General features: G+C 36.7%; 15 protein-coding genes. 13 read left to right on the forward strand and 2 right to left on the reverse strand.

Translation table 11 applies throughout. The features are described 5' to 3' along the window. Nucleotides 1-115 precede the first annotated feature (115 nt). The 10 genes from ATHE_RS05245 (at nt 116) to ATHE_RS05290 (ending at nt 10,218) form a co-directional block, all read left to right on the forward strand. A complete protein-coding gene (locus tag ATHE_RS05245) occupies nt 116-571 on the forward strand; it encodes a ribosome maturation factor RimP (RefSeq protein WP_015907561.1) in 456 nt (151 codons plus the stop codon). A 29-nt stretch (nt 572-600) separates the two neighbouring features. Then, on the forward strand, nt 601-1,674 hold the full coding sequence (nusA, locus tag ATHE_RS05250) for a transcription termination factor NusA (protein ID WP_015907562.1): 1,074 nt from the start codon (nt 601-603) through the stop codon (nt 1,672-1,674). A gap of 13 nt (nt 1,675-1,687) precedes the next feature. Beyond that, nucleotides 1,688-1,951: an RNase P modulator RnpM gene (rnpM, locus tag ATHE_RS05255; protein WP_041727120.1), complete on the forward strand. Its 264-nt coding sequence runs from the start codon at nt 1,688-1,690 to the stop codon at nt 1,949-1,951. A gap of 25 nt (nt 1,952-1,976) precedes the next feature. Continuing rightward, nucleotides 1,977-4,514 carry a translation initiation factor IF-2 gene (gene infB, locus ATHE_RS05260; RefSeq protein WP_015907564.1) on the forward strand — a complete coding sequence of 846 codons (2,538 nt, stop codon included), beginning with the start codon at nt 1,977-1,979 and terminating at the stop codon, nt 4,512-4,514. Nucleotides 4,515-4,541: 27 nt separating this feature from the next. Further along, nucleotides 4,542-4,940, forward strand: coding sequence for a 30S ribosome-binding factor RbfA (rbfA, locus tag ATHE_RS05265; RefSeq protein WP_015907565.1), 399 nt, complete (start codon nt 4,542-4,544; stop codon nt 4,938-4,940). Then, nucleotides 4,937-5,893: a DHH family phosphoesterase gene (locus tag ATHE_RS05270; protein ID WP_015907566.1), complete on the forward strand. Its 957-nt coding sequence runs from the start codon at nt 4,937-4,939 to the stop codon at nt 5,891-5,893. The genes rbfA and ATHE_RS05270 overlap by 4 nt, the downstream gene beginning before the upstream one ends. Further along, the gene (truB, locus tag ATHE_RS05275; RefSeq protein ID WP_015907567.1) at nt 5,890-6,762 is read left to right on the forward strand and encodes a tRNA pseudouridine(55) synthase TruB; all 873 of its coding nucleotides are present in this window, start codon (nt 5,890-5,892) and stop codon (nt 6,760-6,762) included. Before ATHE_RS05270 ends, truB begins: the two co-directional genes overlap by 4 nt. Continuing rightward, nucleotides 6,749-7,666 carry a bifunctional riboflavin kinase/FAD synthetase gene (locus ATHE_RS05280; protein ID WP_015907568.1) on the forward strand — a complete coding sequence of 306 codons (918 nt, stop codon included), beginning with the start codon at nt 6,749-6,751 and terminating at the stop codon, nt 7,664-7,666. Before truB ends, ATHE_RS05280 begins: the two co-directional genes overlap by 14 nt. Before the next feature lie 118 nt (nt 7,667-7,784). Further along, nucleotides 7,785-8,051: a 30S ribosomal protein S15 gene (rpsO, locus tag ATHE_RS05285; protein WP_015907569.1), complete on the forward strand. Its 267-nt coding sequence runs from the start codon at nt 7,785-7,787 to the stop codon at nt 8,049-8,051. 61 nt (nt 8,052-8,112) lie between these two features. Then, nucleotides 8,113-10,218 carry a polyribonucleotide nucleotidyltransferase gene (locus ATHE_RS05290; RefSeq protein WP_015907570.1) on the forward strand — a complete coding sequence of 702 codons (2,106 nt, stop codon included), beginning with the start codon at nt 8,113-8,115 and terminating at the stop codon, nt 10,216-10,218. 62 nt (nt 10,219-10,280) lie between these two features. On the opposite strand, the gene ATHE_RS05295 is transcribed toward ATHE_RS05290, so the two are convergent. Both ATHE_RS05295 and ATHE_RS05300 read right to left on the reverse strand, forming a co-directional pair. Next, a complete protein-coding gene (locus ATHE_RS05295; RefSeq protein ID WP_015907571.1) occupies nt 10,281-10,727 on the reverse strand; it encodes a threonine/serine exporter family protein in 447 nt (148 codons plus the stop codon). 19 nt (nt 10,728-10,746) lie between these two features. Then, nucleotides 10,747-11,499 carry a threonine/serine exporter family protein gene (locus ATHE_RS05300; RefSeq protein ID WP_015907572.1) on the reverse strand — a complete coding sequence of 251 codons (753 nt, stop codon included), beginning with the start codon at nt 11,497-11,499 and terminating at the stop codon, nt 10,747-10,749. Between the two features lie 221 nt (nt 11,500-11,720). On the opposite strand from ATHE_RS05300, the gene ATHE_RS05305 reads away from it, so the two are divergent. The 3 genes from ATHE_RS05305 to ATHE_RS05315 are packed head-to-tail and all read left to right on the forward strand — an operon-like array spanning nt 11,721 to nt 15,586. Continuing rightward, nucleotides 11,721-12,968, forward strand: coding sequence for a serine hydroxymethyltransferase (locus ATHE_RS05305; RefSeq protein ID WP_015907573.1), 1,248 nt, complete (start codon nt 11,721-11,723; stop codon nt 12,966-12,968). A gap of 17 nt (nt 12,969-12,985) precedes the next feature. Then, the gene (locus tag ATHE_RS05310; protein WP_015907574.1) at nt 12,986-14,311 is read left to right on the forward strand and encodes a replication-associated recombination protein A; all 1,326 of its coding nucleotides are present in this window, start codon (nt 12,986-12,988) and stop codon (nt 14,309-14,311) included. A gap of 51 nt (nt 14,312-14,362) precedes the next feature. Next, nucleotides 14,363-15,586 (forward strand): NAD(P)-dependent malic enzyme, encoded by a 1,224-nt coding sequence (locus ATHE_RS05315; protein WP_015907575.1) that lies wholly within the window; start codon nt 14,363-14,365, stop codon nt 15,584-15,586. Nucleotides 15,587-15,616 lie beyond the last annotated feature (30 nt).

The following is a 15,616-nucleotide window of genomic DNA, read 5'->3' on the forward strand; positions in this document are numbered from 1 at the left end:
AGAGTTGCTGACATAAAGTAAATTAGCATGAGAGTGGGTATCCCCCACTCTTTAATATTGTTTATGGAGTTTTAGGTAGTAAAAAGTTTTAATAGAAGGGAGAAGAGTATTTCTCATGTCAAAGATAACAAAGAAAGTGGAAGAGCTTGTAAAGCCTATATTAGAAAGGTATGGTTTTGACCTGGTGGATATTGAATTTAAAAAGGAAGGAAAAAGTCATTTTTTGAGAGTGTATATAGATAAACCCGGCGGGATTACAATAGATGACTGTCAGCTTGTCAGTGAAGAACTTTCTGAAAAGCTTGACATTGTTGACCCTATTCCATTTAGCTATTATTTAGAGGTTTCATCACCGGGTGTTGACAGGCCACTTGTCACTGACAGGGATTTTATAAGAAACAAGGGAAAAGTTGTTGATGTATTTTTGAATCAGCCTTTTTTGAACCGTACAAGGATTACAGGAGAGCTTGTGGAGAAGAATGAAAAATCTTTAATTTTGATTGTGGATAAAGAGAAGATAGTTATACCTATTGAAAATATAAAAAAGGTAAAGCTTGCAATAAGATTCTAACTAAAAATGAAAAGGGGGATTTTTGAAAGATGCCCAAAAAAGAGCAAACTCTTGATTTTCAGGAGCTGTTTTCGGCAATTGATGAGCTTGAAAGAGAGTATAAGATTGAAAAGGATTATGTATACTCAGTTTTAGAATCAGCTCTTTTGACAGCTTATAAGCAGGTAAAAGGAATAAAAGACAAAAATCTTTCTAACGTTAAAGTTTCCATTGATCCAGAAAAGGGAAGTGTAAAAATTTATGAATACAGAAAAGTTGTCGAAAATGTAAAAGATAGAAAAAATGAAATTTCACTTGAGGATGCACAAAAAATTGATAAGAGATATAAAATTGGTGATATTGTAGCAATAGAGATTCCCATTTCCCAGTTTAGCAGAAAGGCGGCAATGACAGTCAGGCAGACAGTTATAGGCAAGATAAGAGAAAAAAAGAGGAGCATCATATTTGAAGATTATTCTTCAAAGATTGATAATATAGTTACAGGTATTATACAGAGGATTGATAAAAAGAATGTTATTGTAGAAATTGAAGGTGGGAAGGTTGAAGCAATACTTCCAATGGAGGAGCAAATACCCGGTGAAGAGTACAAACCAGGGACATTGATGAAATTTTATCTTGTTGATGTTAAAATTCCTCCCAAAGAAAAAGAACCTATTGTTTATCTTTCAAGAACTCATCCAAATTTAATAAAAAGGCTTATGGAGAATGAAGTGCCTGAGATACAAGAGGGTATAATTGAAATAAAAGCAATTGCAAGAGAGGCAGGGTCAAGGTCAAAGGTAGCAGTTTATTCTAACAGCTTAAAAGTTGATCCTGTTGGAGCTTGTATAGGTGAAAAGGGGATACGAATTCAGAATGTGCTAAAGCATTTGAATGGTGAGAAAATTGACATTGTAAAATGGAGTAGTGACATTGGGGAATTTATAAAGAATGCACTCAGCCCTGCGGAGGTCGTCCATATTGATTTAAATTTAATTGAAAAAAAGGCATTTGTCCTTGTTCCAAACAGCCAATTGTCTCTTGCGATTGGCAAGGGTGGACAAAACGCTCGGCTTGCAGCAAAACTTACTGGTTGGAAAATAGATATAAAGGGTAAAGATTGATTGGGGTGAAAATGTGCAAGAGTTTATTCCTCATAGAAAATGTGTTGGCTGTATGAGTATAAAACCTAAAAAAGAGCTTTTGAGAATTGTCAGAACAGATAAAGAAATTTTTATTGACTCAAAACAGAAAATGCCAGGAAGAGGAGCATATATTTGTAAAGATTTAGAATGTTTAAAACTTGCTATGAAGAAAAAAGGATTAGAAAAATCGCTAAAAGTGAATATTTCAAAAGATTTTTATGAAAAGCTTGAAGAATTTTTAAAAAATTGGCAGTAAAAAGCTTTGATGCGGAGGTGTGGGAATGACTAATAAGCTTAGGATATATGAATTTGCAAAGCTTCTTGACATGCAAAATAAAGATTTAATGGATGTACTTAATAAGTTAAACATTGAACACAAAAATCATATGAGTGCTCTTGAAGAGAATGATATAAATCTTGTACTTGAATATATTTTGCAAGAGAAGGACAAACAACAAGCTGAAAGAAGAGCAGAAAGAAGAAATGTTTCAAAGGATCAACAGGTTCAAGAAAAGAGGCAAAAAATAGAAGACAGAAAACCTCGAAAGTTTGATGAAAAGCCTCGTCATGAAAGAAAGGTAGAAGAAAAAGAAAAAAGTAGACAGCTACGAGATGAAAGACAGAAAGAAGAGAGATATAAAAAAGAAGATAAACCAGTAAAGTCTGGGGCAAGAGACAAAACAACAGTGCAAGAGAGTAGGAAAACTATAGAGATTGAACCCAAGCAGGAAGTAGAAAAAAAACAGGTTTCTAAACCAAAATACGAGGTCGCGAAGGAACAGAAAATAGAGAAGAAATTTCAGGATAAGGCTCAAGCAAAACAGAAGCAGGAAAAGGCTCCAAAACACAAAAAACAAACTTTTGCTATTGAGGAAGAACATCATGAAGAAGTGATATTAGGCAGAGAAGAACTTGAAAAGGTTGACAGAGAAGTTGAAGATACTCTTTTAGAAGAAGAATACTTGCAAGAAAAGCATGTCAGACGCGGGAGAAAAGAAAAACTTAAGAAGAAGTCGAAAGAGCAAAAAGAGGTTTTGAAATTACAGACAAAGCCAGCTCAGGAGGAGAAAAAAGAAGAGGTAATAAAGATACCAGAAAAGATTGTGGTTGGCGAGTTTGCAAACTTGATAGGAAAACCTGCGGCAGAGATTATCAAAAAGCTAATAATGCTTGGTGTGATGGCAAATATCAATCAAGAGATAGACTTTGATATTGCATCTTTAATAGCAGAAGACTATGGATTTAAAGTAGAAAAAGAGATTATAAAAACTGAAGAAGAGATTCTTTTAGAGGACCAGGAAGACCCGTCAGAAAGCCTTGTTCCACGACCGCCTGTTGTGGTTGTAATGGGTCACGTTGACCATGGAAAGACATCCTTACTTGATGCTATAAGAAAAACTAATGTAACAGAAAAAGAAGCGGGTGGAATTACACAGCATATAGGTGCATCTGTTGTTGAGATAAACGGCAGAAAGATAACATTTTTAGACACGCCTGGGCATGAAGCGTTTACTGCGATGAGGGCAAGAGGTGCTCAGGTCACTGATATAGCAGTACTTGTTGTTGCAGCTGATGATGGTGTTATGCCACAGACGGTAGAAGCTATCAACCACGCAAAAGCAGCAAATGTTACTATCATAGTTGCAATAAACAAAATTGATAAGCCAGAGGCAAACCCTGAAAGAGTAAAGCAACAGCTATCAGAATATGGACTTATTCCAGAAGAGTGGGGTGGAGACACAGTCTTTGTAAATGTATCTGCAAAGAAAAAGATAGGTATTGACCATCTGCTTGAAATGATTTTGCTTGTTGCAGACCTTATGGAGCTCAAAGCAAATCCAAACAGACCTGCACGTGGTAGGGTAATTGAAGCAAAACTTGATAAAGGTAGAGGACCTGTTGCAACAGTTTTGATTCAAAAAGGAACACTAAAAGTAGGGGATTATGTTGTTGTTGGAAACACATGGGGAAGAATTCGTGCAATGATGGACGACAAAGGTCAGAGAATAAAGGAAGCAGGTCCTTCCATGCCTGTTGAGATTTTAGGGCTTGAAGATGTGCCCATTGCAGGTGACGAGCTTGTATGTGTGAAGGACGAAAAGACAGCAAAGACGGTTGCGCAGATAAGGCAGGAAAAGCTCAAAGAAGAAAAGATGCAAAGCACAAAGATATCCCTTGATGAGCTTTTTGAAAGAATTCAAAAAGGCCAGTTGAAAGAGCTAAGGGTTATTATAAAAGCTGACGTTCAAGGGTCGGTGGAAGCACTAAAATCTGCTGTTGAAAGACTTTCAAACGACAAGGTTACTGTCAAGGTCATACATGCCGCGGTTGGTGCTATCACTGAATCGGATGTTACTTTGGCTTCTGCATCGGACGCTATTATAATAGGATTTAATGTCAGACCAGAGGTTGGTGCAATGTCACTTGCTGAAAAAGAAAAGGTTGATGTGAGGATGTATAGGATAATCTATGATGTAATAAATGACATTGAAGCTGCTATGAAAGGGCTGCTTGAGCCTGTCTACAAAGAAGTAGTAATAGGACATGCAGAAGTAAGACAGATATTCAAATCATCTGCAGTTGGCACAATTGCAGGATGTTATGTTCTGGACGGCAAGATAACAAGGACAGCAAACGCGCGAATTATTCGTGACGGTGTTGTTGTTTATGAAGGGAAACTTGCATCGCTCAAGCGTTTTAAAGATGATGTCAGAGAAGTTGCAGCTGGGTATGAATGTGGTATGACCTTTGAGAAGTTTAACGATATAAAAGAAGGGGATATTGTGGAAGCATATGAAATGCAGAAAGTGGAAAACTAAATTATAAAAAGGTGAGGGGAGCAGAATATGCAATTTGAAAGGTCAGACAGGGTTTCTGAAGAGATAAAAAAGGAACTTAGCGATATAATTCAACATGATCTCAAAGATCCTCGCCTTTGTGCAGAACTTATAAGCATAGTAAAGGTGAATATGAGCAAGGATTTGAGACATGCAAAGGTTTATGTTAGTATATTTGACAAGGACAAAGAAAAAGTTGAAACTACAATGAAAGCGTTAGAAAATGCAAAACCTTATATTCGAAGAGAAATATCAAGAAGGATAAGCTTAAGATTTACTCCAGAGATAACATTTGAGCTGGACGACTCGATTGAGTATGGTGCACGAATTTCCCAGATTTTGAATCAGCTTAATATTCCAAAAGAAGATGAAAACATTGAGGAAAGTGAAGGTGAAGAAGAAAATTGATAGAGAGTAAGATTATTCAGCAGCTTTTAGAATCAAATTCGATTGCTATTGTATCGCACGAGAATCCTGATGGGGATTGTATCGGCTCAATGCTTGCGCTTTATATGGCACTTAAAAGAAAAGGTAAAAATGCAAGAATGTTCTTGAAAAATAATGTTCCAAAGAATTTGAGGTTTTTGCCTGCAGCAGAAAAAATAGAGGTGGTAGACAGAATTGACGAAAATTTTGATGTTCTTGTCCTGCTTGACACAGGTGAGCTTGAGAGGACGGGAATTGAAAACATTGAAAATTGTTATTCAAAGCTAATAAATATAGACCACCATGTGACAAGCGAAGGGATAGGAGATCTGTTTTATATAAATTCTTCCTCTGCTGCAACAGGTGAAATTATATACCAGATTGTCAAACTTATGGGGATTGATAATGATAAAGAAATTGCAACCTGTCTTTACACAAGTATTTTTACCGACACAGGAGGATTTAAATATTCAAACACTACTTCAATAACCCATCAGATTGCAGGTGATTTAATAAACACTGGAATTGACTTTGTGTATATTATCAACAAGGTATTTGATGAGATGAGCCTTTCAAAGTTTAATCTTTTGAAAGATGTTTTGCAAACATTAGAACTTTTTGAGGGAAACAAGATTGCTTTTTTGACAGTGACAAAAGAGATGCTGAAGAAAAATGGTGCCTCACGAGATGAGACAGAAAACATTATAAATTTTGCAAGAAACATTGAAGATGTTGAAATAGCTGCAATATTTATTGAAGAAGAAGACAAAATAAAGGTGAGTCTGAGGTCGAAATACTATATTGACTGTGCCCAGATTGCTAAGGAATTTGGTGGAGGAGGGCATTTGAGGGCAGCTGGTTTTTCAAGTAGAAACGTTTCTTTAGCTGCTGTAAAGGAAAACCTACTAAAAAGATTAAAAAGTGATCTGAGATGAATGGAGTTTTGCTTGTTGACAAACCAGTAGGAATTACCTCACATGATGTTGTTGAATTTGTCAGAAAAGTGTTCAACGTGAAAGCTGGGCATGCAGGAACGCTCGACCCGTTTGCAACAGGGCTTTTGGTCATTTTGCTGGGGGAGGCTACAAAGCTTTCTTCTTTCTTTACAAGCCAGGAAAAAACATATATAGCAACAATGCAGTTTGGCATAAGGACTGACACGCTTGATATAACTGGTAAAATCAAAGAAAAGAATAGTGTAATTGTTGAAGAAAAGGAGATAGAAGAATGCTTTAAAATTTTAAAAGGAGAAATCGAACTTAAGGTTCCAATTTTTTCTGCAAAGAAACTCAATGGCAGAAAACTCTATGAGTATGCGCGAAAAGGAATAAATATTGAAATTCCAAAGGTGAAGAGTATCATATATAATATAGAGATAATCAACTTTTCATATCCGTATCTTGAATTTAAAGTTCAGTGCAGCCATGGAACATATATAAGAAGTTTGGCAGAAAAGATTGCAGAAAATCTTTCTACTGTGGGTCTGCTTTCTGAGCTAAGAAGGATAAGAAGCGGTTTTTTTGATTTGAAAGATGCAGTTACTTTGAGCGATATCAGGGCAGAAAGTATAATTCCTGTATGTAGGCTATTTAAAAATGAGATAAAAGTAGGCAGAAAAACATATAAGAAGATTTTAAATGGGAATCCACTCGTAAACCAGGACATAGAAGATATTATAGATATTGACACTGTATTTGCAGACTTTTATAAAATTTGGGTTGATAAGGTTGTCTTTATATACAAACGAGAAAATGATGTGTTTAAATATATTTTAAAGGTGGAAACTACAGATGAATGTTTATGAAATGGTGGCGAAAAGGGAAGATACCCCGGCTGTTGCGCTTGGATTTTTTGACGGCTTTCATATAGGTCATAAAAAGTTGTTTGAGGTTTTAAATGCAAATGCCAATGGAAAAAAGAAAGTTGTTTTTACTTTTAAAAATCATCCCGACAACCTTCTTGGTTTTGATACAAAGTATATACTTACGAACGAGGAAAGATTAGAATTTTTCAGAAATTATGGCATAGATGATGTGTATTTTATAGAATTTAATAAAAAGATAATGCAGATGGATAAAGATAGGTTTATTGAGGAAATTCTAATTGATAAGTTAAATGTATCAGTGGTAGTTGTAGGGTATGACTTTACGTTCGGATACATGGCAGAGGGAGATAGCAGGTATCTGTGTGAAAAACTTTACCAGTTTGGCCGAAAGTGTATAGTGATTGACCCGGTGATGTACCAAGAGCACATTGTGAGCAGCACGCTTATCCGAAGGTTAATACTTGAGGGGAATATAAAACTTGCGAACTGCATGCTTGGCTTTCACTTTTTCATTAGTGGTACTGTAAAAAGAGGTAACAGGTTGGGGAAAAAGATGGGTTTTCCAACCATTAACATAAAATTTGATAAAGAAAAGATAGTACCAAAAAAAGGTGTATATGTCACAAATACAATTATTGATGATAAGAGGTATCTTTCCATAACCAATGTGGGGACAAACCCCACTGTTTCAGCCTCAGAAAATATAAAGATAGAGACACACGTATTGGGTGTTGATAAGGACATGTATGGCAAGCGAGTTAAAATAGAATTTATCGATTTTGTGCGTGAAGAGAAAAAATTTTCAAATATAGATGAACTTAAAAACCAAATAACGCAAGATGTTGAATATGTAAAAGCTTTATTTTGCAAAGCAAGTATATAGACATAAGCGAAGATTTTTGCTACAATATGCTATGTGCTAACCTGAGTCATTGTCAGAGGATGCTCCCAGCCTTTGACAAAGATTCAGGCATTTTTAGAGGAAAGGGAGGTGTAAAGATATGCTCACAAAACAACAGAAGGAAGAAATTATTAAAAAGTATCAGCTCCATGAATCTGACACTGGTTCTCCAGAGGTACAAATTGCGCTTTTGACAGAAAGAATTAACAGGCTCAACGAACACCTTCAGGCTCACAAAAAGGATTTTCATTCAAGAAGAGGACTTTTGAAGATGGTAGGGCAGAGAAGAAAACTTCTCAATTATCTTAAAAATTATGATATCAACAGGTATCGTGAGCTTATAGAGAAATTAGGACTGAGAAAATAATTGGCAGAATAAGTGGAGCGGTATTATTCCGCTCCATTATTTTAGAAAGAGGTGGTAGGGATTGGAGAGTAAAATTTATAAAATGGAGCTTGCTGGAAGAGAGCTAAGCTTTGAGATTGGAAAATACGCTCTTTTAGCAAACGGGGCTGTGCTTGCAAGATATGGTGATACGGCAGTACTTGTCACTGCATGTGCTTCTGAAAAGCCCAGAGAAGGTATAAACTTTTTCCCTCTTACAGTTGACTATGAAGAGAGGCTGTACTCTGTTGGTAAAATTCCAGGTGGATTTATAAAAAGAGAAGGTAAACCGTCCGAAAAAGCGATTCTTTCTGCAAGATTAATTGACAGACCTATAAGACCGCTTTTCCCAAAGGATTTTTATCATGATGTCTCTGTTATAGCCACAGTACTGTCAGTTGACCCTGACAATCCACCGGATGTCCTTGCAATGCTTGGTTCATCTGTTGCACTGTCAATCTCTGATATACCATTTGAAGGTCCGACTGGTTCAGTGCTTGTTGGGTATGTGGACGATAAAATTGTCATAAATCCGACCGCAAAAGAAAGAGAAGTGAGCAAACTTCATCTTGTTGTATCAGGAACAAAAGATAGGGTAATGATGATAGAAGCTGGTGCGAAAGAAGTTTCAGAAGACATAATGCTTGAGGCTATAATGAGGGCACAGGAAGAGATAAAGAAGATTGTTGAATTCATTGAGGGAATAGTAAGAGAAGTTGGCAAGCCGAAAATGGAATATCAAAAGAGGATTGTGCCAGAAGATATAAAACAAAAGGTACGTGAGATTGCATACGACAAGGTTTACCAGTATGTGCAGATACCTGACAAGATTGAGAGGGATAAAAAGCTTGATGAGCTCAAAGAGGAAGTATTCAAGGCTTTTGAAGGTGAGACAGAAGAAACTCTTTTACTTGTAGATGATGCTCTTTATAGCCTTGAAAAAGAGATTGTCAGAAAGATGATTGCAGAGGAAGGGAAACGCCCTGATGGCAGAAAATTCGACGAGATAAGACCTCTTTATGCTGAGATTGGTATTCTGCCAAGAACACATGGTTCAGCGCTGTTCAAAAGAGGTTACACTCAGGTCTTGACAGTGGCAACTCTTGGTACAAAAGGTGAGATGCAATTTTTAGATGGTCTTGAAGAAGAAGAGGCAAAAAGGTATATGCATCATTATAACTTTCCGCCATTTTCTACAGGTGAATCAAAACCTGTAAGAGGTCCTGGAAGAAGAGAGATAGGACATGGCGCATTAGCTGAAAGGGCTCTTGAACCTGTTATTCCTTCAGAAGATGAATTTCCTTACACCATTCGACTTGTATCTGAGGTTTTGACATCTAACGGTTCAACGTCACAGGCAAGTGTATGTGGTAGTACTCTTGCACTTATGGATGCTGGTGTGCCAATCAAAGCTCCGGTTGCAGGAATTTCTATCGGCCTTATTACAAAAGACGACGGCAGTTTTATTTTACTTACTGACATTCAAGGTATAGAAGACTTCTTTGGAGATATGGACTTTAAAGTGGCAGGGACCCGAGAAGGTATTACTGCCATTCAGCTTGACATAAAAATCCATGGACTTACAAAAGAAATTATCGAAAAAGCACTCTACCAGGCAAGAGAAGCAAGGCTTAAAATTTTGGATTTTATGCAAACTGTAATTGACAAACCAAGAAGCGAGCTTTCACCTTATGCTCCAAAGATATTCAAAACTACAGTTGACCCTGAGAAAATTAGAGATATAATTGGACCTGGTGGAAAGATGATAAATAAAATCATCGCAGAGACAAATGTAAAGATTGATATAGAACCCGATGGAAGAATATTTGTTGCGGCACCTGATGATATCTCTGGTAACAGGGCAATTAGTATGATTGAGGGAATTGGTCGCGAGATTGAAGTTGGGCAGTTTTTCCTTGGCAAGGTGACAAGAACTGCATCTTATGGAGCATTTGTTGAAATATATCCTGGCAAGGAAGGACTTGTGCATATATCTCAGTTAGATGAGAGAAGATTAAAATCTGTAGACGAAGTTGTAAAAGTTGGAGATTTGGTGCTTGTAAAGGTAATAGGGATTGACAAGCTTGGCAGACTTTCACTTTCACGAAAAGAAGCACTGAACGTAACATACTCAAGAAAAGCAAAATAAAAGAAAGCATAAACCATTTGCAAGTGGCTTATGCTTTCTTTTATTTTTATTTATAATTAAACTTATGATTTTCTCTGAAAGGCCTTGAACACCCAGTTAAAAGACGTTACAATCATTATCGCCACTGCAATTGAACCTGCAATCAAAAGGGTTTGCATGCCCGTCTTAATAGCAAGTTCAAACTGGCTTTTGAGAAGTGCTGTCATTGTATTATACATGCCAGCTCCTGGCACAAGTGGTATCAATCCCGGGATAAGAAAAATTGGTACAGGATTTTTGAGAAATCTTGCAAATATTTCTGACAGCACATTTATAGAGAGTGCTGCGAAGAAAACAGAAAGAATTTGAGAAAACCCAAATTGCAACAGAAGTAAATTGACAAGCCAGCCGCACATTCCATTTATTCCACAGTACAGCAGACTTTTGCGTGGTGAGTTTGTAAGGATGGCAAAAGAAAAACTTACAATAAACGCTGAAGTTAGCTGAAACACCAAACTTCTTTCCAACATTTTTTCCTCCTTTTGAGGTTTATCTAAAAAGACTGAGCGCAATACCGGCTCCTGTTGCGATGAACACAGCTATTAAAAAAGCTTCAACTCCTCTTGCAACCCCAGATAAAAGATCACCTGCAATAGTATCTCTTATTGCGTTAGTAATTGCAACACCTGGTGTCATTATCATTACAGAACCAATAATTATTTTATCTAAGTGAATACCTATATTGAGACTTACTGTGATAATAGCTATCAAAGCAGTGATAGCCCCTCCAATGATGTATGAAATAAAATAAGAAAAGTTTTTAGAGTTAGTATAGTTTAAAATGGTTTGAGTGACAAAACCTACAAAAAAAGCTGAAATTGCATCTCTCAGTTTTCCTCCAAACAAAATTGTGGAAAAACAACACACAAGTGCTGCTGCAAATGGTAGCAAATAAGAAGCATATCCTTTTTTATTTTTAATCTTATTCAAGATTTCAATTGCTTGATCGTAAGTGAAGTCTTTGATTTGAAAATCGCGGGAAAACTGATTTACAAGTGAGATTTTATTAAGATCGATTGTTCTACTTTTAATTCTTTTTGAGACAGTAACCAGATTATTATTTTCATCTGAAATTGTTGCGACAATCACTGTAGGTATTACAAAACTTTCGGCAAGCTTTAATTTTCCTTTTGAGCATATTCTAACCATTGTATCTTCTACTCTGTGCGTTTCAGCACCGTTTGTAAGCATTATCTCACCTGCTAAGAGCGCAATCTCTATAAGTTGTTTCGAGCTCATCATTTTTTTAAGAATAGCCTCCATCTTCTTGATTTTTCACAGTAAGATTATATAGTATTTGTGCCAATATGTGAACATTAAACTTTGTGCACAAATATGTTCATATGGTTGACTTTTAAAATTGGGCTAAAATATAATATACACAAAGAAGAAATTGATGTATAATCATAAGGTATGAACGTTCGAATACCTTTACAATAAAATATTCGGAAAGGGAGATGAAAATGTATTTTTACAATTTAGTAAAAAATACAGATCCAGAAATAGCTGAGGCAATAAAGAGCGAGCTTAAAAGACAGCAGAATAAAATTGAGCTTATTGCATCTGAGAACTTTGTTTCAATTGCAGTAATGGCAGCAATGGGTTCACCTTTGACAAATAAATATGCAGAAGGATATCCAGGAAAGAGATATTATGGTGGATGCGAATATATCGATGTTGTTGAATCTATAGCAATTGAGAGAGCTAAAAAGCTGTTTGGAGCTGAACATGCTAATGTCCAGCCGCACTCAGGTGCACAGGCGAACATGGCTGTGTATTTTGCAGTATTAAATCCGGGCGATACTATCCTTGGAATGAATCTTTCGCATGGTGGACATCTGACTCATGGCAGCCCTGTGAACTTTTCAGGGAAGCTTTACAATATTATTTCATATGGGGTTGACCCTGAAACAGAGACAATAAATTATGATGAAGTTTTAAAACTTGCAAAGGAGCACAGACCAAAACTTATCTTGGCAGGCGCATCGGCGTATCCGAGAGTAATAGATTTTAAAAAGTTCAGAGAGATAGCTGATGAAGTGGGAGCTTATTTGATGGTAGATATGGCTCACATTGCTGGGCTTGTTGCTGCAGGACTTCATCCATCACCTGTTGAATATGCTGATTTTGTTACAACCACAACACACAAAACGCTCAGAGGTCCACGCGGTGGTCTTATTCTTTGCAAAGAAAAGTATGCAAAATTAATTGACAAGTCCATTTTCCCTGGAATACAAGGTGGCCCGCTTGAACATGTAATAGCTGCAAAAGCTGTTGCTCTCAAAGAAGCTATGACAGAAGAGTTCAAAAACTACCAGGTTCAAATATTGAAAAATGCAAAAGCTCTGAGTACAAGACTTATTGAAAGAGGATTCAGACTTGTGAGTGGTGGAACTGATAATCATTTAATGTTAGTAGATTTGAGAAATAAAGGTATAACAGGAAAAGACGCCGAAAAGATATTGGATGAGCATAATATAACATGTAACAAAAATGCGGTTCCTTTTGATACTCAAAGTCCGATGATAACAAGCGGGATAAGACTTGGGACGCCGGCTGTCACAACCAGAGGGTTTAAAGAAGGGGATATGCTTGAGGTTGCAGATATTATCCATGATGCTTTGACAAATTCTGATACTAAAGAGAATATTTTAATCAGAGTGAAAGCTCTTTGCGAAAAACATCCTTTGTATAAAGAATTTGATGAATAAGCTTAAGGTGAATTAAAATGGACTTTTTCCAATATCTTGGCGAAAAGAGGTTGAAAAAGGAATCACCTCTTGCTTACAAGCTCAGACCCAAACGCCTTGAGGAAATTGTGGGACAGGAACACATATTAAGCCCGGGCAAACCTCTTTATAACTTAATTAAAAACGATAGACTTACTTCAATAATTCTCTATGGGCCACCTGGGACTGGGAAAACTACAATTGCACATGTGATTGCTAACGCTACAGGCAAGACTTTCAAAACCATAAATGCTACAATTGCAGGTGTAAACGATATTAAGAAGATTATAGAAGAAGCAAAGTTTGAGTTTACTCAAACAGGTAAAAAGACAATTCTCTTTATTGATGAGATACACAGGTTTAACAAACTTCAGCAGGATGCCCTTTTGCCTTCTGTAGAAGAAGGAGTAATAATCTTGATTGGGGCAACAACCGAAAATCCTTTTTATGAAGTCAATAAAGCGCTTGTGTCAAGGTCCTTGGTATTTGAGCTTTTTCCACTTAAAGAGGAAGATATATTAAAGATTATTGAAAGAGCAATTTCGGATAAAGAAAATGGGCTTGGAGAGTTGAATATCCAAATAGAAGATGATGCTAAAAAGCTAATAGCAAAACTCTCAGGTGGAGATGCAAGAGTTGCTTTAAACATCTTAGAAGCTGTTGTGTATTCTTCTACAGCCCAAGACGACGGCAAGATTTGTATTTCTCAGGAATCTGTCATAAATCTTTCAAATAGGAAGACAGCATTGTACGATGCTACAGGAGATATGCATTACGATACTATTTCTGCGTTTATAAAAAGTGTAAGAGGGTCTGAACCGGATGCAGCGCTGTTTTACTTGGCAAAGATGCTTGACAGTGGAGAGGATATAAAGTTTATCGCAAGAAGACTAATAATATTGGCAGCAGAAGACATTGGTTTGGCAGATCCGATGGCGCTCACAATTGCAGTTTCTGCAGCAATGGCATGTGAATTTGTAGGAATGCCAGAAGCAAGAATTATTTTGTCTGAGGCGACAATCTATCTTGCATGTGCTCCAAAAAGCAACTCTGCATATTTGGCAATTGAAAAAGCCTTGGAAGATGCTAAAAATGTGAGTATAAAAAGTATTCCCATGCATCTTAGAATGGCAACACATGGAGAGGAAAAACTTGGACATGGTATTGGGTATTTGTATCCTCATGATTTTGAAAATCACTGGGTTTCTCAGCAATATCTACCTGATGAGCTTGTTGGTAGAAGATACTATTTTCCAACTGAGATGGGAAAAGAAAAGTTTATAGCTGAATATATTAAAAAGTTGAGAGAACAGCTTGATAGCTAAAAAGTCAAAAATTTGCATGCATAAAAAGAGCGTGAGAGGAGAAAATAAAAAATGGATGTAAAAACGCTTGCACTGCAACTTCATAGGCAACACAGAGGAAAGATTGCCCTCAAAAGCAAAGTTAGCGTAGATAATCAGCACGACCTTAGTATATACTATACACCCGGTGTTGCAGAACCTTGCAGAGAGATTGTAAAGAATAAGTTTCTTGTGTATGAGTATACATCTAAATCCAACTGGGTTGCAGTGGTAACAAATGGTACAGCTGTCTTGGGTTTGGGAGACATTGGTGTGCATGCCTCTTTGCCTGTTATGGAAGGCAAGGCAATTTTGTTTAAACAGTTTGGTGGTGTTGATGCATTCCCCATTTGTATAGACTCAAAAGATGTTGAAGAGATTGTAAAGACAGTAAAGCTTATTGAAACATCTTTTGGTGGAATAAATTTAGAAGATATAGCTGCACCAGCATGTTTTGAGATTGAACAAAAGCTAATTGAAAGTCTTGATATTCCTGTGTTTCATGACGATCAGCATGGAACTGCTGTGGTAGCACTGGCGGCTTTGATAAATTCTCTCAAAATTGTAAGGAAAAGAATATCAGATGTAAAAATAGTCATAAACGGTGCTGGTGCTGCTGGAATTGCAACTGCTAAGCTTTTATTAAAGTATGGAGCAAGAAATATTGTTATTTGTGATAAATGTGGTGCCATATATGAAGGAAGAGAAAAAGATATGAATAAGTATAAAGAAGAAATAGCAAGAATTACCAATAAAGAAGGAATAAAAGGTTCGCTACACAGAGCAATTGAAGGTGCTGATGTATTTATTGGTCTTTCTGTTGCAAATGTCCTGAATGAAGATGATATTAAAAAGATGTCGAATGACGCAATTGTGATGGCAATGGCAAATCCGATACCAGAGATTATGCCAGATATTGCAAAAAAGGCAGGAGCAAGGATTGTTTGCACAGGAAGGTCTGATTTTAATAACCAAGTCAATAACGTATTGGCATTTCCAGGTATTTTTAGAGGAGCACTTGATGTTATGGCAACAAGGATAACAGATGAGATGAAGATAGCAGCTGCTGAGGCTATAGCTAAGGTTGCAGAGGAGGAACTTTCAGAAGATTATGTAATTCCGAAGCCTTTTGACAAGAAAGTAGCCTTTGAGGTGGCTTTAGCAGTTGCAAAAAAGGCAGTGGAACAAAAGGTAGCGCGGCTGGATCTGAATGATGAAGAGCTCAGAACAAGGATTTTGTCTATGTTAAATATATAAAAGAGTCAAGAGCAGAGTTAGGTGAAGTTT

Origin of the sequence: Caldicellulosiruptor bescii DSM 6725, from assembly GCF_000022325.1 — a bacterium.
GTDB lineage: Bacteria > Bacillota > Thermoanaerobacteria > Caldicellulosiruptorales > Caldicellulosiruptoraceae > Caldicellulosiruptor > Caldicellulosiruptor bescii.